Annotated in this window: 17 protein-coding genes; 9 read left to right on the forward strand and 8 right to left on the reverse strand. The window is 62.8% G+C overall.

Annotated features, from left to right (window positions below):
* The first annotated feature begins 94 nt into the window (after positions 1-94).
* Both QU606_RS21185 and QU606_RS21190 read left to right on the forward strand, forming a co-directional pair.
* Positions 95-1,321, forward strand: coding sequence for an MFS transporter (locus tag QU606_RS21185; RefSeq protein WP_024075857.1), 1,227 nt, complete (start codon positions 95-97; stop codon positions 1,319-1,321).
* Between the two features lie 109 nt (positions 1,322-1,430).
* Entirely contained in the window at positions 1,431-2,597 is a 1,167-nt protein-coding gene (locus tag QU606_RS21190) for a GGDEF domain-containing protein (RefSeq protein ID WP_277379584.1), read from the forward strand.
* Between the two features lie 12 nt (positions 2,598-2,609).
* Here QU606_RS21190 and QU606_RS21195 read toward each other — a convergent pair whose 3' ends face one another.
* Entirely contained in the window at positions 2,610-2,915 is a 306-nt protein-coding gene (locus tag QU606_RS21195; protein ID WP_024075859.1) for a DUF2834 domain-containing protein, read from the reverse strand.
* An 83-nt stretch (positions 2,916-2,998) separates the two neighbouring features.
* On the opposite strand from QU606_RS21195, the gene QU606_RS21200 reads away from it, so the two are divergent.
* Both QU606_RS21200 and QU606_RS21205 read left to right on the forward strand, forming a co-directional pair.
* Positions 2,999-3,784, forward strand: a complete 786-nt coding sequence (locus tag QU606_RS21200; RefSeq protein WP_069081337.1) for a helix-turn-helix domain-containing protein — start codon at positions 2,999-3,001, stop codon at positions 3,782-3,784.
* A 56-nt stretch (positions 3,785-3,840) separates the two neighbouring features.
* The gene (locus QU606_RS21205) at positions 3,841-5,547 is read left to right on the forward strand and encodes an amidase (protein WP_304997475.1); all 1,707 of its coding nucleotides are present in this window, start codon (positions 3,841-3,843) and stop codon (positions 5,545-5,547) included.
* A 273-nt stretch (positions 5,548-5,820) separates the two neighbouring features.
* On the opposite strand, the gene QU606_RS21210 is transcribed toward QU606_RS21205, so the two are convergent.
* The 3 genes from QU606_RS21210 to QU606_RS21220 all read right to left on the reverse strand — a co-directional run bounded on the left by QU606_RS21210 (position 5,821) and on the right by QU606_RS21220 (position 8,010).
* The gene (locus QU606_RS21210; protein WP_069076288.1) at positions 5,821-6,558 is read right to left on the reverse strand and encodes a CPBP family intramembrane glutamic endopeptidase; all 738 of its coding nucleotides are present in this window, start codon (positions 6,556-6,558) and stop codon (positions 5,821-5,823) included.
* Positions 6,559-6,601: 43 nt separating this feature from the next.
* A complete protein-coding gene (locus QU606_RS21215; RefSeq protein WP_024075863.1) occupies positions 6,602-6,814 on the reverse strand; it encodes a DUF6434 domain-containing protein in 213 nt (70 codons plus the stop codon).
* A 101-nt stretch (positions 6,815-6,915) separates the two neighbouring features.
* Positions 6,916-8,010: an SMP-30/gluconolactonase/LRE family protein gene (locus tag QU606_RS21220; protein WP_024075864.1), complete on the reverse strand. Its 1,095-nt coding sequence runs from the start codon at positions 8,008-8,010 to the stop codon at positions 6,916-6,918.
* A 221-nt stretch (positions 8,011-8,231) separates the two neighbouring features.
* Here QU606_RS21220 and QU606_RS21225 point away from each other — a divergent pair, with 221 nt between their 5' ends.
* On the forward strand, positions 8,232-8,660 hold the full coding sequence (locus QU606_RS21225) for a nuclear transport factor 2 family protein (protein WP_024075865.1): 429 nt from the start codon (positions 8,232-8,234) through the stop codon (positions 8,658-8,660).
* A gap of 23 nt (positions 8,661-8,683) precedes the next feature.
* Here the strand turns inward: QU606_RS21225 and QU606_RS21230 are convergent, their stop codons facing one another.
* The gene (locus tag QU606_RS21230) at positions 8,684-10,009 is read right to left on the reverse strand and encodes a PLP-dependent aminotransferase family protein (RefSeq protein ID WP_304997476.1); all 1,326 of its coding nucleotides are present in this window, start codon (positions 10,007-10,009) and stop codon (positions 8,684-8,686) included.
* Positions 10,010-10,098: 89 nt separating this feature from the next.
* Between QU606_RS21230 and QU606_RS21235 the strand changes: the two genes are divergently transcribed.
* Complete coding sequence (locus tag QU606_RS21235) at positions 10,099-10,989, forward strand: DMT family transporter (protein WP_024075867.1); 891 nt, start codon at positions 10,099-10,101, stop codon at positions 10,987-10,989.
* Here the strand turns inward: QU606_RS21235 and QU606_RS21240 are convergent.
* The gene (locus tag QU606_RS21240; protein WP_041160956.1) at positions 10,986-11,543 is read right to left on the reverse strand and encodes a YceI family protein; all 558 of its coding nucleotides are present in this window, start codon (positions 11,541-11,543) and stop codon (positions 10,986-10,988) included. The two genes, QU606_RS21235 and QU606_RS21240, sit on opposite strands and share 4 nt — an antisense overlap.
* A gap of 88 nt (positions 11,544-11,631) precedes the next feature.
* Here QU606_RS21240 and QU606_RS21245 point away from each other — a divergent pair, with 88 nt between their 5' ends.
* Both QU606_RS21245 and yghX read left to right on the forward strand, forming a co-directional pair.
* Positions 11,632-12,126, forward strand: a complete 495-nt coding sequence (locus tag QU606_RS21245) for a PaaI family thioesterase (protein WP_024075869.1) — start codon at positions 11,632-11,634, stop codon at positions 12,124-12,126.
* A gap of 44 nt (positions 12,127-12,170) precedes the next feature.
* Positions 12,171-13,058, forward strand: coding sequence for a YghX family hydrolase (gene yghX / locus QU606_RS21250; protein WP_304997477.1), 888 nt, complete (start codon positions 12,171-12,173; stop codon positions 13,056-13,058).
* A gap of 608 nt (positions 13,059-13,666) precedes the next feature.
* On the opposite strand, the gene QU606_RS21255 is transcribed toward yghX, so the two are convergent.
* Positions 13,667-14,851, reverse strand: a complete 1,185-nt coding sequence (locus tag QU606_RS21255; protein ID WP_069076292.1) for a DUF2252 family protein — start codon at positions 14,849-14,851, stop codon at positions 13,667-13,669.
* Positions 14,852-14,925: 74 nt separating this feature from the next.
* A complete protein-coding gene (locus QU606_RS21260) occupies positions 14,926-15,804 on the reverse strand; it encodes a LysR family transcriptional regulator (protein ID WP_024075872.1) in 879 nt (292 codons plus the stop codon).
* A 127-nt stretch (positions 15,805-15,931) separates the two neighbouring features.
* Between QU606_RS21260 and ampC the strand changes: the two genes are divergently transcribed.
* Entirely contained in the window at positions 15,932-17,086 is a 1,155-nt protein-coding gene (gene ampC / locus QU606_RS21265) for a class C beta-lactamase (RefSeq protein ID WP_304997478.1), read from the forward strand.
* Positions 17,087-17,183 lie beyond the last annotated feature (97 nt).

The raw sequence follows: 17,183 nt of genomic DNA on the forward strand, positions 1-17,183 counted from the left end.
AATCTAGCATAAACGCCGTACCTATAAATAGAGCAGCGCTTCACATCATCGCTGCCCGCTCCACACCGTTCGCTGCCTTGCATGGAATACCTGTATGTCCACCCTGACCGCGTCACCCGCCGCCACGGCGAGCACTCCTCAAGCCAGTGCTGCGCAAACAAGCCCCTTGGTCATGCGTATCCTCGGCGCCTGCGCCCTGGCCCACCTGATCAATGACCTGATCCAGGCCGTGCTGCCGTCGATATACCCGATGCTCAAGGCCAACTACGGCCTGACCTTCACCCAGGTCGGCCTGATCACCTTGACCTTCCAACTGACCGCGTCGCTGCTACAACCGTGGATCGGCTACCACACCGACCGTCACCCCAAGCCCTGGCTACTGCCGGCGGGCATGGTGTGCACCTTGATCGGCATCCTGATGCTGGCATTTGTCGGCAGTTTCCCGGCGATCCTGCTGGCAGCGGGCCTGGTGGGCGTGGGCTCGTCGACCTTCCACCCGGAAACCTCGCGCGTCGCCCGCCTGGCCTCCGGCGGACGCTACGGCCTGGCGCAATCGACCTTCCAGGTGGGCGGCAATACGGGCAGCGCCCTGGGCCCATTGCTGGCGGCGGCGATCATCATTCCCTACGGCCAGGGTCATATCGCCTGGTTCGGGCTGTTCGCGGTCTTCGCCATCCTGGTGCTCTACGGCCTGAGCCGCTGGTACCGCAACCACCTCAACCTGTTCAAGCTCAAGCAAGGTGGCCAGGCCAGCCATGGCCTGTCGAAAGGCCGCGTGGCCTTTGCCCTGGTGGTGCTGGCCGTCCTGGTCTTCTCCAAATACTTCTACATGACCAGCCTGACCAGCTACTTCACGTTCTACTTGATTGAAAAATTCCAGCTGTCGGTCTCCAGCTCCCAGATGTACCTGTTCCTGTTCCTCGGCGCGGTTGCCGTCGGCACCTTCGCCGGCGGCCCGATCGGCGACAGGATCGGCCGCAAGAAAGTCATCTGGTTCTCGATTCTCGGCGCTGCGCCGTTCACCCTGGCCCTGCCTTACGTCGACCTGTTCTGGACCGCTGTCCTCAGCGTGATCATCGGCTTTGTCCTCGCCTCGGCATTCTCGGCCATCGTGGTGTTTGCCCAGGAACTGGTGCCAGGCAATGTCGGCATGATCGCCGGGATATTCTTCGGCCTGATGTTCGGCTTCAGCGGGATTGGCGCGGCGCTACTGGGCCTGCTCGCCGATAGCCATGGCATCGAGTACGTCTACACACTGTGCTCGTTCCTGCCGCTGGTGGGCATCCTCACGATACTGCTGCCCTCGACCAAAGGCGTCTGACTGGCCGATCATCAGATGGCTGTATGCCATACGATGAGGGCTCTGAAAAAACCTGCGTGTGCGCTTACAATCCCGGTTCAAACGCACACCCAGGCAGACCCGGCACGAAATGACGCTCGACCCTCCCACGATTTTGGCACTCACCGTTGCCCTGGCAGCCGCTGCCGCCTTGTACCTGGCCATTGAATGGCGCAGCGTACGCGAACCGTCGCTGCTGTACTGGAGCGCCGGTTTCGCCATCATCACGATCGGCTCCACCCTGGCGCTGCTGCGCAGCAGCGGCTTTCTGATGATCGGTATCTGGTTCGCCAACGGCTTGCTGGTGAGCGCACACTTTCTGTTTTTGCTCGGTGTGGCGCGGTTCACCCACGTGCGGCTGTCGCGGTTATGGCTGCTGATGCTGTTCGCCTGGTTCGGCATGCTGATGTTGCCGGCCGAACTGCCCTGGTCCAAAGCCATGCTGGGGGTGCAGTCGCTACTGGTGGCACTGCCGACCTTGCGCGCCAGTTTCCTGCTGCGGCCCCATGGCAAATCGTTAAGCATCGGCGCGGTGCAACTGCGTTATGTGCTGCTGGCCCACGGCGTGTTCTACGTGGCCAAGGCGCTGTCTGTGCTGATCCCCGGCACGTTGATCGACCTGGCGGCGTTCAAGGGCGAGATCATCCAGATCTCCCTGGTGGAAGGCGCCATGGCGATCATGCTGATCGCCCTGTCCATGACCGGCTCCGAACGCTATCGCCGCGAACAGCAGATCGCCCGCCTGGCCGCCCGCGACCCACTCACCGCCCTCTACAACCGCCGCGCCCTCGACCTGCGCGCACCACGGCTGCTGGCCCAGGTGTCACCGTCGCAGCCGGGGGCGTTGCTGCTGATCGATATCGACAACTTCAAAGGGGTCAACGACCACCACGGCCATACTTCCGGCGACCGCTTGCTGATCGCCTTGAGTGAAATGATCCGCAGCCTGGTGCCCCAGGGCGCACTGGCGGCGCGACTGGGCGGGGACGAATTCGTCATCCTGCTGAACCCGGTCTCCAAGGAGCAGGTGATCGAACTGGGCAGCGACCTGCGCGAGCAGTTTCAACAACTTGCCGCACAAACCTTTGCCACCCCCGAACGCGTCACCTTGAGCATCGGCGCCAACCTGTTCGACCAACCGCCCCCGAGCCTGGCCGCCTTGATCGAACAAGGCGACACCACGCTGTATGAATCCAAGCGGGGTGGGCGTGACAGCATCCGGCTGGTGGATCGTACGGGCGTCGGCGCCTACCGCTAGAGGTGGAGCAGATCATTCATCCTTAAACCCCTTCACCACGAGATAAAGCAACGGCCCAAGCGAAACGAACACCGCCGTCAGCAAAAAATACGGCAACAGCGACGCTGTCGAGCGCCCTCGCCTCCGCCCATCCTTATACATCCACACACAGGCCAGCAGCGCCATCAGGTACAGGTCGATCACCACTTGCGCCGTGTCCGGTCGTGACAGCAATTCGCGTCCGAACGCGATCAACGACTGTTCGGCGGTCAGCATCGTGGCCAGGGTATACAGCGAAAAACCCAGCAAACCCGCCAGGGCAATATAAGGTCTATGCATGGTCTCGTCCTTGGTGTGATCGAGGCCCAGGTTAGTGATAGGGTTGGCCCCCTCGCAATGACCTCGGAGGTCATGAACCCGCCATGGATACTCCCGCTACCGCCGGCGAGCACCTGCGCCAGCTACGCCGACAGGCACGCTTGAGCCAGCTCGATCTGGCCCTGATCACCGGCATTTCCCAGCGCCACCTCAGCTGTCTCGAAACCGGCCGCGCCAAGCCAAGCCCGGCCACCCTGCACACCTTGCTGAGTGCCCTGGAGACGCCGCTGGAGCAGTGCAACCGCGTGTTCCTCGCCGCTGGTTTCGCGCCCCGCTACACCGCCACCCCGCTCACCTCGCCGGCCATGGCGGCGATTCGTGAAGCGGTCGAGCATGTACTGCACGCCAACAATCCGGCCCCCGCAATCCTGCTGGGCAGCCACTGGGACGTGTTGGCGGCCAATGCCAGTACCGGCGTGCTGTTTGAACTGCTGGGGATCGAGCCACGCGTAGACGGCTTGAACCTGCTGACCACCCTGCTGCAACCCGGCGGCCTCGGCGATCACCTGGTCAATGCCGAAGAAATCCGCAGCCTCGCCTGGCAGCGGGCAACCCGTGAAGCGCTGGGCGATCCCACGTTGGCGGCGTTGCTGGCGAACCTGCCGAAACCAGGCAACGCCGATCTGCCCAAGGCACTGCCACCCCTGGTGCTGACCCGCATCCGCTCACCCCAGGGCGAGCTGAATTTCCTGTCGATCTTCACCACCTTTGGCATGCCCCAGGACATCACCCTGGCCTCGCTGCGTATCGAACATCTGATTCCTGCAGACGCCGCCACCTGGCAGGTCATGCGTGCCGCCTATGAAGCGTATTCGGCGCTGGTTTTGTGAAATATCTGTACGTAGACTGCCGCCATACCCCCACCTGAAGGCGGCGAAAAAAACTCATGCAAGTTACCGAAGTCTCCATTGCCCAATTGCGCGCGGCGCTTGAAACCGGCCAGACCACGGCCGTTGAACTGGTCCAGGCTTACCTGGCACGGATCGATGCCTATGACGGCCCGCAGACGCCGACCGCGCTGAACGCGGTGGTGGTGCGCAACCCCGAAGCCCTGCAGGAAGCCGCCGCGTCCGATGCGCGCCGGGCACGGGGCGAAACGTTGGGGCCACTGGATGGCATCCCCTACACCGCCAAGGACAGCTACCTGGTCAAGGGCCTGACGGCCGCGTCCGGCAGCCCGGCGTTCGCCCAACTGGTCGCCCACCGCGACGCCTTCACCATCGAGCGCCTGCGGGCCAGTGGCGCCATCTGCCTGGGCAAGACCAACATGCCGCCGATGGCCAATGGCGGCATGCAACGCGGCGTGTATGGCCGCGCGGAAAGCCCGTATAACGCCGCCTACCTCACCGCACCGTTCGCCTCCGGCTCCTCCAACGGCGCCGGTACTGCAACCGCCGCCAGCTTCGCGGCTTTCGGTATGGCCGAAGAAACCTGGTCAAGCGGACGCGGGCCGGCATCCAACAATGGCTTGTGTGCCTACACACCCTCCCGTGGCGTGATTTCGGTGCGCGGCAACTGGCCGCTGACCCCGACCATGGACGTGGTGGTGCCCTACGCACGCACCATGGCCGACCTGCTGGAAGTGCTCGACGTGGTGGTCGCCGAAGACCCCGACACCCGTGGCGACTTATGGCGCCTGCAACCCTGGGTGCCGATCCCCAGCGTCGCCTCGGTGCGCCCGGCGTCCTACGCGGCACTGGCCGCGTCGCCCGCTACCCTCGCCGGCAAACGTTTCGGCGTACCCCGCATGTACATCAACGCCGACCCTGACGCCGGCACCAGCGAAAAGCCCGGAATCGGTGGCCCGACCGGGCAAAAGATCCACACCCGCGCCAGCGTCATCGCGTTGTGGCAAGCCGCCCGCCAGGCCCTCGAAGCCGCCGGTGCCGAAGTGCTCGAAGTGGATTTCCCGCTGGTGTCCAACTGTGAAGGCGATCGCCCCGGCGCGCCGACGGTGTTTACCCGCGGCCTGGTGTCCAAGGAGTTCCTGCACGATGAGTTGTGGGAGCTTTCTGCATGGGCTTTCGATGACTTTCTGCGCGCCAACAATGACCCGCACCTGAACCGCCTGGCGGACGTCGATGGGCCGAAGATTTTCCCCCACGACCCCGGCACCTTGCCCAACCGCGAAGACGACCTGGCCGCCGGCATGGACGAGTATGTGCGCATGGCCCAGCGCGGCATCACGCCCTGGGACCAGATCAGCAGCCTGCCCGATGGCCTGCGCGGCCTTGAACAGACACGCCGGATCGACCTGGAAGAGTGGATGGAAACGCTCGGGCTCGACGCGGTGATCTTTCCAACCGTGGCCGACGTGGGGCCGGCGGATGCCGATGTGAACGAGGTGTCGGCGGATATTGCCTGGAGCAACGGCGTGTGGGTGGCCAACGGCAACCTCGCCATTCGCCACCTGGGCGTGCCCACAGTGACGGTGCCAATGGGGGTGATGGCCGATATCGGCATGCCGGTCGGGCTGACGTTTGCTGGCCGCGCCTACGATGACTCGGCGCTGCTGCGGTTCGCTTCGGCGTATGAAGCGACCGGCAGCAAACGCCTGATCCCCCCGCGCACCCCGGCGCTGGCAACGAACTGACGCAGACAGTGCACTCAACCCATTGATTATCAAGGATTAAAATCACCGCTCAAACGACCGGTTTTTTTGTGGCAAGCGGGGCTGTTGTGGCAAGCGGGCTTGCCTGTGGCGAGCGGGCTTGCCCCGCGTTGGGGCGCGAAGCGGCCCCATTACAGGCGATATGTTTTTAACTGACACACCGCGGTGCCTGGTTTTGGGGCTGCTGCGCAGCCCAACGCGGGGCAAGCCCGCTCGCCACAGGCAAGACCGCTCGCCACAACAGCCCCGCTCGCCTCACACCGTGAGCGGCACTGCAATCAACAGGATCGCCGTGCCATGGGTCAATATCGCCGCCAACACGCCGTAACGCATGCGCACCAACGCACAGGCCAGCCCTTCGATCAGAGTAAACAGCAACACCGGCCAGCCCAACTGAGTGACGCTCAGGGCCAGGAATGCATGGCAGGCCGCAAAGGCCACGCCACTGATCAAGGCCGCCCGTAATGGCGTCAGTTGCTGCTCGAGATACCCCTGCAAATAACCGCGAAACAGCACTTCTTCCAAGGCGTTGGCACCATAAGCCAACACCACCATGCCCGGCAGCCATACCCAGTAGCCAGGGATCCCATGCGCCTCGATGCCCTGATACAGCCGCAACGGCACTCCGATCAGGCAGCCCACGACAAGCCCCACCGCAAGGCCCAGCGCCCGATGCCCCCTGGACCAGACAACCCACCGCGACCATTCCGGCGCCATTTGGGCAAGCAGCGCAATCAGCAGCAGCGACAGACCACCCAGCGCCGCCAGCACAAACGTATTGGCCGTGAACGCAATCTGCACGGCGTCACTGAGCGCCCACAGCCCCAGCGGCGTCATGACATCGCGCATCAGCACAAATGCCACCAGCAGAATCAGGATACGCATCGCCGGCAATGACCTGGGCGTCAGCACGAACCACAGACCGAGCAGCAGCACGCCCGGCGCCACGTAAGCGGTGTAGTGGAGCAATACCGCCATGCCTTGGGCGATCATCGGCGGTTCAATCGTGGGTGACGGCCGTCAGTTCGATCCATGGTCATGCCCCCTTGTGGCGACGCTGCCATTCATCCACGACATCGCCCAGGGTCTTAGGCTGCTCGTTGCGGATCCAGGCCATGAACGGCCGATCGAACCTGAACCCAGGGCCGCAGTGTTCGAGCATGAAACGGCGCACGTTCTGAGTGTTTTTATAGCGTGGGGTGACGGGGGTGCTACGGGTGATGGGGTCGCTGTGCCAATTGAAATCCATTTGCCTGTGCCTCTGATCCCTCGGGAGCACGCAGCATAGCGCCAAAATGCCACTGCGGGCGCCGCTCAACCGACGCCCACAGTGGTTTTTTCAGCACCCGGTCAGGCGAAACTGGCGTCTCGCGTGTTGACGAATAGCGCATAGATCGAATGGCTGCCGGCCATGAACAGGCGGTTGCCTTCGCGGCCACCAAAGCACAGGTTGGGGCAACGCTCCGGCAACGAGATGTGCCCGATCGCCTTGCCCTGCGGGTTGAATACGCGCACGCCATCGAGCTTTTCCAGGTCAGCCTTGGGGTCGCCATTCCCGCCCCAGCCACACCAGAGGTTGCCGCTCTCGTCGCACTTGATACCGTCCAGCGCGGCGTAATCCAGCCCCTCGATGTGTTTGCGGCGTGCGCCGAGGGTGCCGTCGGCGTTGACGTCGATCGCCCAGATCAGCCGGTTGGGCTTGGCCCGCCCCTCCACCACGTACAGGGTCTTTTCATCCGGCGAAAAGCACAGTCCGTTCGGCCCATTGAGGTCCTCGATCACCCGCGTGACCATGCCGCTTTCGCCGTCGATACGATAGACCCCATGGGGCTGGGTGGGCGTGATCTTGTGCCCTTCGTAGTTGTTGCCGGTCTGGAATGGCGGGTCGCTGAACCACACCGAGCCATCGCGCTTGCACACGATATCGTTGGGTGAGTTGAAAGGTTTGCCGTCATAACTGTCCGCCAGCACGGTAATGCTGCCGTTGTGCTCGGTGCGGGTGATACGCCGCCCCTCGCGGGAGGTGGTCGAGCCTTCGCACACCAGCAGCCGGCCCTGGCGATCCCGGCACATGCCGTTGGAGAAGTTGGCATTGTCGCGGTACACCGACAGGCTATCGGTCACTTCGTCCCAGCGCACGATGCGGTTGTTGGGAATATCGCTGAGCAGCAGGTAGCGGCCATCGCCGATCCAAACGGGCCCCTCGGCCCAGCGCAAACCGCTGGCAAGCCGTTCGACGCTGGCATTGAACAGGCGCAACTCGAGGAAACTGTCGTCGAGCACCTTGATCAGTGGGTCGGGGTAACGCTGGCTCAACGGCTCCGCCGCTTGCGCCAACTCGGGCAGATTGCCCAGCACCGCCACCGACGCCGAAACCGCCAGGGAGCGCTTGAGAAATACGCGGCGGCTGTGGTCGGTGCGGGCAGGCAAAGGGGGAAAATCCATGGGTATCTCCGTTATTTTATTGTTAGACGGGACACTAGTTTTAACCTGTGATGAGACATCGTACAAGACAGAAAACCTCGCAAACCCTCCACAACCCAAGACAATGCGCAAATTGTCTAAATTTTACTTTCCAAAAGCCCTGCGACTATTGCAATGTTGTACGACAACATGACTTGCGACATGTTGCCCGTACACCTCCCCACAACAATAAGGAAACACCCATGCAAAACGTCAAAGTGCTGATCGGTTTTCTCTGCCTGTTCAGCGGGTATGTGGCCGCTGCCCCTGCCGCCGACAAAGACGTCGCCCAAGCGGTCGACCACCTGACCCAGGCCATGCTGCATAAAGACCTTAAGCAGCTCCAGAGCCTGACCGCCGAGAACCTCACCTACGGCCACTCCAGCGGCAAGATCCAGAACAAGCAGGAGTTCATCGCCGATATCGAGACCGGTCGCAGTGGCTTCAAGACCCTGGAAATGCAGAAGCAGACCATCACCTTGAGCGGCGATACCGCCCTGGTGCGCAACCACTTCTCGGCCCTGGCGGTGAACAGCGGTAAGGAAGTGCCGACCGAAATCGAGAACTTCCAGATCTGGCAGAAGCAAAAAGGCCACTGGCTGCTGATCGGTCGCCAGGCGTTTAAATTCTGATGGCTAGCGGTGAGCCATCGGGCTCACCACTGCACCACCTTGCGCACCTTCACCAACGCCTCGCGCAGCGCCGGCATGTCCACCGAACCCAAGGCCAGGCGCAATGCATGGGGCACGTGGACCGAGACGGCGAAGGGCTCGGCGGTGGAGACGGAAATGCCGTCGCGCTGCAAGGTCATGGCCACTTGATCGGCGCGGGCCTCTTCCGCCAGGGGCAACCACAGGAAGTACGATGACGGGTGGCTGATGTAGGCCACCCCCTTCAGTACCTGCGCCGCCAAGGCTTGCCGCGCCCGCGCATCCTCGCGCTTTTGTGCTTCAAGTTGCGCCACCGTGCCATCCTCGAGCCAGGCAACCGCAATCGCACTCATCACCCCCGGCACGTTCCAAGTGGTGGCCATGATGGTGCGCTCCAGTGCCTTCACCCAATCCAGAGGGGCGGCGATAAATCCCACGCGCAGGCCGGTCGCGACACTTTTCGACAACCCGCCCACGTAGACCGTGCGCTCCGGCGCCAACCTCGCCAAGGGCAGCGGCACGTCCTCGGCGAGGAACGCGTAGGCCGCGTCCTCGATGATCATCAGGTTGTACTGACGGGCAATCTCCACCAACTGCTCGCGCTGCGCCAGGCTCATCACCCAGCCCAACGGGTTATGCAGGGTCGGCATGCTGTAAACCGCGCGCACCGGGCGTTTGCGACACAAACCTTGCAGATGGTCCAGGTCCGGGCCGTGGGCCGTGACCGGGATGGCGACGATCTCCAGGTGCAGGGTCTCGGCCAGTACTTTGAACCCCGAATACGTCAAGGCGTCGACAGCGATCACATCACCGGGCTTGAGCAAGGCCATCATCGTCACGGCCAACCCGTGCTGGGCACCGCTGACCACCAACACCTGTTCGGCCTCGACCGTCAGCCCTCGGTTCAACAGATGCCGCGCGACGGCGGCGCGCTCATGCAGGCGACCGGCGTGGGGCTGGTAACGCAGCAGCGCTTCGAGGTCGCCGGACAGCGCCAACTGGCGCAATGCGGTGCGCAGCAAGTCGGCCTGGCCCGGCAAGGACGGGTAGTTGAAATTCAGATCGAGCATGCCCGCCGCCACGCTCATCTGCCCGCTGCCCTGCCCCGGCGGCAGCGCGATTTCGCGCACAAAGGTGCCCCGGCCGGTCTCGCCACTGACCAGGCCCATGGCCTCCAGCTCGGCATATACCCGGCTGGCGGTGACCAGCGCCAGGCCATGCTCGGCGGCCAGTTGGCGGTGGGTCGGCATCCGCGTGCCGGGTGGCATGCTGCCCGAGCGAATGGCCTCGGCGAAGCGATCGACCAACGACTTGTAACGCGCGCGCGGCATAAGCGATGTATCCATGACAATTTTTTGATTGTCTTTATCTTCGACCCTAGGATGCCTTCCACGCAACTCATCCTTTTCGGACGCCTCTCATGGAACGTACATCTCCCCTGCGCACCCTGGATACCAGCACCCAAGGCTGGATCAACGGCTTTATCGGCGTGGTGATCTTCAGCGGCTCGTTGCCGGCCACGCGCCTGGCGGTGATGGAATTCGACCCGGTGTTCCTCACCATGATCCGCGCCGCCATCGCCGCTTTATTGGGGCTGGCCTTGCTGTGGCTGTTCAAGGAGAAACGCCCCGCGCGCCATCAATGGAGGCCCCTGGTCATCGTCGCCCTCGGCGTGGTCATCGGCTTTCCCCTGCTCACTGCGCTGGCGCTGCAATACGTCACCTCCGCGCACTCCATCGTCTTCATCGGCCTGCTGCCGCTGGCGACCGCGGTGTTTGGCGTACTGCGCGGCGGCGAGCGCCCGCGCCCGGTGTTCTGGCTGTTTTCGATCCTCGGCAGTGTGCTGGTGATGGGTTATGCCTTTGCCCAAGGCTTGAGCGCCGCACCTGCGGGTGATGTGCTGATGCTGTTGGCGGTGCTGGTGTGCGGCCTGGGGTATGCCGAAGGCGCCACATTGTCGCGCAGCCTGGGCGGCTGGCAGGTGATCTGCTGGGCGCTGGTGGTGTCGTTGCCGGTGGTGGTGCCGTTGAGCCTGGTCATGGCGCCGCCTGGCTTCAGCGGCATCAGCCTACCGGCCTGGTTGAGCCTGGGCTATGTGTCGCTGTTCAGCATGTTGATCGGCTTCGTATTCTGGTATCGCGGCTTGGCCCAGGGCGGCATTGCCGCGGTCGGCCAGTTGCAGCTGTTGCAACCGTTCTTCGGCCTGGCGCTGGCCGCGGGCGTGCTGCATGAACAGGTCAGCCTGGGCATGCTGCTGGTGACGGTCGCGGTGATCGGCTGCGTAGCCGGGGCCAAGCGGTTCGCGCGCTAACGCTGCGGCGCGACCATCTTGAACTTGATGTTGATATCGTCGGACACCACGCTGTTCCCGGCCCACTCACCTTCGCCGATCTTGAAGTCGCCGCGCTTGAGAATGAACTCCCCGTCGAACACGCCGATGCCATCCAGCTCCTTGAGCACCACGCTGAGCAGCACCGGACGCGTAGTGCCCTTGATCGTCAGGTTGCCACTGATTTTGAAGCGGTTATCGCCCAGGGCCGTGATACCGGTGGACTCATACACGCCCACCGGATAGGCCGCGGTATCGAACCACGAGACCCGTTGCAGCTCGTTGTTCGCATCGGCGCTGCCGGCATCGATACTCGCCAGTTGGATCTTGAGCAAGGCATGTCCGGTCTCGGGCTTTTGCGTGTCAAAGCTCAGCGTGCCTTCAAAGTCGCCGAAGGTGCCATACACCCGCTGCCCCAACTGCGTATAGGTAAAACTGATCTGGCTGGCGGTGCGGTTGACGTCCGTGTACTCCGCCGCCTGGACACAGCCGATAAATCCAAGGACAACGGCCAACGACAGCATTCGACGCTTCATGCCACGCTCCGCAAAAAAAATGGATGTATTCCCATCAGGTGCATGTCCTGCTAAACAGAATAGTCACCCACAACAATAAGGACGCCGCATGCACGCCCCTTCGCTACAGGACACCACCGCGCCGGAAGGCATCTGCTACGGCTGCGGCGGCAGTAACCCCCATGGCTTGCACATCAAGAGCCGCTGGGATGCCGATGGTGTCCATGTCGTCGCCGAACATCACCCCGAGGCAAAATACAGCGGCTGGCCCGACCTGGTCTACGGCGGCTTGATCGCCATGTTGGTGGACTGCCATTCCAACTGGACCGCCATGGCTTACCACTACCGTGCCGAACAGCGCGAACCCGGCAGCCTGCCGCGCATCGACTGCGTCACCGGCAACCTGGGCATCAAATTTATCAAGCCCACGCCGATGGGCGTGCCCCTTATCCTGCGCGCTCGGGTCGAGGGTGAGGTGGGGCGCAAAAGCCGTGTGGTCTGCGAGGTGTACGCCGGCGAGGTGCTCACGGCCATCGGTGATTCGCTGTTCGTGCGCGTCGATACACGCCAACTGGCCGCCGCCGCCCATGGCCGTGACAGCTGATCCTGGTCTACATTGACTGGCACCGCTAATCGAGGACCGAACCGATGACTCGTCTCACCGCGAAAGACTTTGCCCCCGAATTGCTGGAACTCTACGACGGCTATGCGCACGGCAAGATCAACCGCCGCGAATTTCTCGACCGCGCCGCGCTGTTCACCTTGGGCGGCCTCACCGCCTCGGCCCTGCTGGCCGCCCTGAGCCCCAACTATGCCCTGGCCGAACAGGTGAAATTCACCGACCCGGACATCGTCGCCGACTACATCACCTACCCCTCGCCCAAGGGCAACGGCACGGTGCGTGGCTACCTGGTGCGCCCGGCCAAGGCCGCCGGCAAGCTGCCAGCGGTGGTGGTGGTCCACGAAAACCGTGGCCTCAATCCCTACATCGAAGACGTCGCCCGACGCCTGGCCAAAGCCGGGTTTATCGCCCTCGCGCCAGACGGCCTGACCTCGGTGGGCGGCTATCCCGGCAACGATGAAAAAGGCGTGGAACTGCAACAGAAAGTTGACCCGACCAAGCTGATGAACGACTTCTTCGCCGCCATCGAATGGCTGATGCACCACGACAGCAGCACCGGCAAGGTCGGCATCACCGGCTTCTGCTATGGCGGCGGCGTGGCCAATGCCGCAGCGGTGGCCTACCCGGAGCTGGGCGCGGCGGTGTCGTTCTACGGCCGCCAACCGGAAGCCAAGGACGTGCCGCGCATCAAGGCGCCGATCATGCTGCATTACGGCGAGCTGGATACGCGGATCAACGAGGGTTGGCCGGCGTATGAAAAGGCCCTGAAGGCCGCCGGCACCACCTATGAAGCGTATATCTACAAGAGCGCCAACCATGGTTTCCATAACGATTCGACACCGCGTTATGACGAGGCAGCGGCGAACCTGGCGTGGGAAAGGACGCTGGGCTGGTTCCGTAAATACCTGGCCTGATCGCAATCCAAATGTGGGAGAGGGCTTGCCCCCGATGGGGTTGGGTCAGTCATAAGTATGGTGACTGACACACCGCAATCGGGGGCAAGCCCCCTCCCACATTGGAGCATCACCACATTCCGGATCAGTGTTCCAAGGCATACCGGCGGCAATGGTTGAGATAGCCCTGCTCATCGCTACCCACCCACTCGGTACATCTACCAGGGCGCCAACTGGGCTGGTTCCACGGATACCTGGCCTGATCGCAATCCAAATGTGGGAGGGGGCTTGCCCCCGATGGCGGTGGTTCAGTTATAGATAAGTTGACTGACACACCGAAATCGGGGGCAAGCCCCCTCCCACATTGGAGCATCACCACATTCCGGATCAGTGTTCCAAGGCATACCGGCGGCAATGGTTGAGGTAGCCCTGCTCATCGCTACCCACCCACTCGGTACATCTACCAGGGCGCCAACTGGGCTGGTTCCACCGATACCTGGCCTGATCGCAATCCAAATGTGGGAGGGGGCTTGCCCCCGATGAGGCTGGGTCAGTCACAAGTATGGTGACTGACACACCGCAATCGGGGGCAAGCCCCCTCCCACATTGGAGCATCACCACATTCCAGTTCAGTGTTCCAAGGCATACCGGCGGCAATGGTTGAGATAGCCCTGCTCATGACTGCCCACCAACTGCACCACACTGGTCCATAACCAGGACGGCGCATCCAGCTGTCTGGAGCGGTTTTGCTGCAACACCGCCATCCAGTCCTTACGCGTCGCCCGGTCCATCTGCCGGGCATGGGCGATACCGACCACGCGCGCCAGGTAGCCGGCGGCGTGCATGGCATCGAGTTCACTCAGTTCATCCAGTTCCAGCTTCATGTCCTGGGGCAGCAGTTCGCGGATGAAGAAGCCATGATCCAGAAACCGTGTCGCCACCATGCGTTCACCCAAGCCCGGCGACAGTTGGCGTGCGCCCTCCACCACCCGGCGGCCGTTATCCCTGGGCATCTTCGCCCGCGCCGCGCGCGGTGCAGCGGCGCCGACGGCTTCCTTGATGTCGATCAGGCAGTATTCCTCATCGTCCTTGTCGCCCACCCCCAGCAATACGGCATAGCGCAACAGGCCCAGGGAACTGCAGCCTTTGACCCAATAGGCCGAATCCAGCAGTTCGACCTTGGCGTCCTTGGGGCGGCCCTTGAGGGAAGTGACCAACTGATGGATTTCATCCGACGCGCAGACACTTTCCAGCGCATTTTTTTCCGCCCGCGACAGCGACCAGAAATGCTTGCCCAACGGGATGGTCGGTCGCACGTTGTCGATACGCTCGCGGGCCAGGCTTTTCCAGGTGCGCTCCACAGCGCTGCGCATTCCCGCCTTGACCTGGGACGGACGCGGCGGTGCCTCATCGGGCTTGTCCTTGAACGCCTGTTCGTAGCCCACCATCATTTCTTCGAGCATACGCGCGGTGGTCACCCCCGGCAGGTCCGAGCCGCGCGCGGCGGTGGCCAGGGACAGCGCCAGGCGCACCAGGTCGTGGGCCGGGTTGCCGATCACGGCCTGGTCAAGGTCGCGGATATGCATATCGATGCGCCCTTTGTTGTCACCGGTAGGCCCCAGGTTGCCGGCGTGGCAGTCACCACAGATCCAGATCGCCGGGCCTTGAGGCAGGCGCCTGCCCATCTGGCTGTGCAGCCATTCGTAGAATTGCACGGTACTGCCGCGCACATACGCGTGGGCGGAGCGTGCCATCTTCAGGTTTCGCAGTTGGATCAGGTGGGGCATACGGGCGGAGGGACGCGGGATTTTCATTGATTAACTCAGTGCAGGTGTAGCGGTAGAACGCCGGCCCCGAGCAAATGTTTCATTATGTTTCAAAAATAAACTCAGACACGCCCACCCTCCTCCAGCAACCACGCCTTGAACGCCAGCATCGCCGAGGTCTCGGCCCGTGACTGCAAGCGCGTCAACCAATAGCTGCCGGTGCTGATGCCGACGTCGAACGGCTGGCGAATCACATCACTCTCCAGTTGCCGCGAGAACATCAGCGCCGGTGCCAGCGCCACGCCGATGCCTTGCAGCGCCGCTTCCATCATGGCCAGCGACGAGTCGAACACAATACTGCGCGGCACCAGCGTATCGGCGGGCAACCCGGCAGCCTGGAACCACAGGTTCCACTCATCGGCGCGGTAGGAGCGCAGCAACGTGTGCTTCAGCAGGTCGGCTGGCGCGTGCAATTGCTCGGCAAGCGTGGGCACACACAGTACGCTCAGCGGTGCTTCGAGCAACTGGCAAGCGTCGGTGCCGTGCCAGGCCCCGGCGCCGAAGCGGATCGCGTAATCGAGACCTTCGGCGGCCACGTCGACACGGTTGTTGTGGGTGGACAGGCGCAGGTCGATGAACGGGTAGCGGCTCTGGAAGTCCGGCAGGCGTGGCAACAGCCAGCCCACGGCAAAGGTGCCGACCGCTCCCACCGTGAGCACCTCACGGTAGTGCCCGCCTTCGAACTGGCCCAAGGTATGGGCAATGCGGTCGAACGACTCGCGTACCACCGGCAGCAGGGTTTCGCCTTCGCGGGTCAGCATCAGGCCGCGCGGCAGGCGCTTGAACAGGGCGACATTAAGCTGCGCCTCCAGGCTTTTCACCTGATGGCTGACCGCCGCCTGGGTCACGCACAACTCGATGGCCGCGCGGGTAAAGCTCAAATGCCGGGCAGAGGCCTCGAAGGCCCGCAAGGCATTGAGGGGCAAATGGGAACGGAGCATGTTGACCCCAGATTTTCTAATGGCTGGTGCGAGATATCATCGTTTGCTCGTGACCGGCGAACTGCCTACATTGGCCTCGCCCGCGCAGGCTCTTCATTCAATCGATCATTCTCATGGAAGCCTTATCATGCCCCAACATTTATTGTCTGGCGTGCGTAATTTCACGGCCCTCGCGGTCTTTATCGCCGCCGGCAACTGCCTGGCCGCCACCGACCTGCGGGCGGTGGTGGATGCCAACGTCAAACCGCTGATGCAGCAGCAATCGATTCCAGGCCTGGTAGTGGGTGTGGTGCGGGACGGCAAGGCGCAATACTTTAACTACGGCGTCGCAGCCACCGACACCCGCCAGCCGGTCAGCGAAAATACCTTGTTCGAAGTCGGCTCGGTGAGCAAAACCTTCACCGCCACCCTGGCCGGTTACGCCGTCGCCACCGGCGCACTCACACTGTCAGACCCGGCCAACCACTACCTGCCAGCCCTGGGCGGCGGCACGTTCGCGCACATCAGCGTGCTCAACCTCGGCACCTACACTGCTGGCGGCTTGCCCCTGCAATTCCCCGCCAAGGCGGATAACAGCCAGGGCATGATCAGCTACTTCCAGCACTGGAAACCCGACTTCGCCCCCGGCACCCAGCGCCTGTATTCCAACCCGAGCCTGGGGCTGTTCGGCTACCTCGCGGCGCAGAGCCTGAAGCAGCCGTTCGATCAGGCGATGGAGAATACCCTGTTGCCCGCACTCGGGCTCAAGCACACCTTCGTCAAGGTGCCCCAGAGCCAGATGAGCCTGTACGCCCAAGGCTATGGCAAAGATGGCAAACCCGTGCGCGTCGGTCCCGGCGCCATGGACAGCGAAGCCTACGGCATCAAGACCAGCGCTGCGGACCTGCTGAAGTACGTTGACGTGAACATGCACCCGGCGAATCTGGATAAAACCCTGCAGCAGGCGATTACCGTCACTCACACGGGTTACTACAGCGTTGACGGCATGACCCAGGGCCTCGGCTGGGAAATGTACCCCTACCCGATCCAGCTCGATGCGTTGATTGCCGGCAACTCCACCCCCATGGCAATGGAGCCGCACAAGGTCAACTGGCTGACCCCACCACAAGCGCCCCGCGCCGACACCCTGGTGAACAAGACCGGCTCCACCAATGGGTTTGGCGCCTATGTGGCGTATGTGCCGAGCAAGGGCGTGGGCGTGGTGATATTGGCGAACAAGAACTACCCGAACGCCGAACGGGTAAAAGTTGCCCATGCAATTTTGAGTGCGATGGACCAATAGAGCCGGACGCAAAACCAATGTGGGAGGGGCAAGCCCCAATGCCAGTCAGTTAAGGCACTTTGTAGGAGCGAGCTTGCTCGCGAAAAACGCCCAGGCA

This window comes from Pseudomonas sp. OVF7 (assembly GCF_030644265.1).
Taxonomy (GTDB): Bacteria; Pseudomonadota; Gammaproteobacteria; order Pseudomonadales; family Pseudomonadaceae; genus Aquipseudomonas; species Aquipseudomonas gorinensis.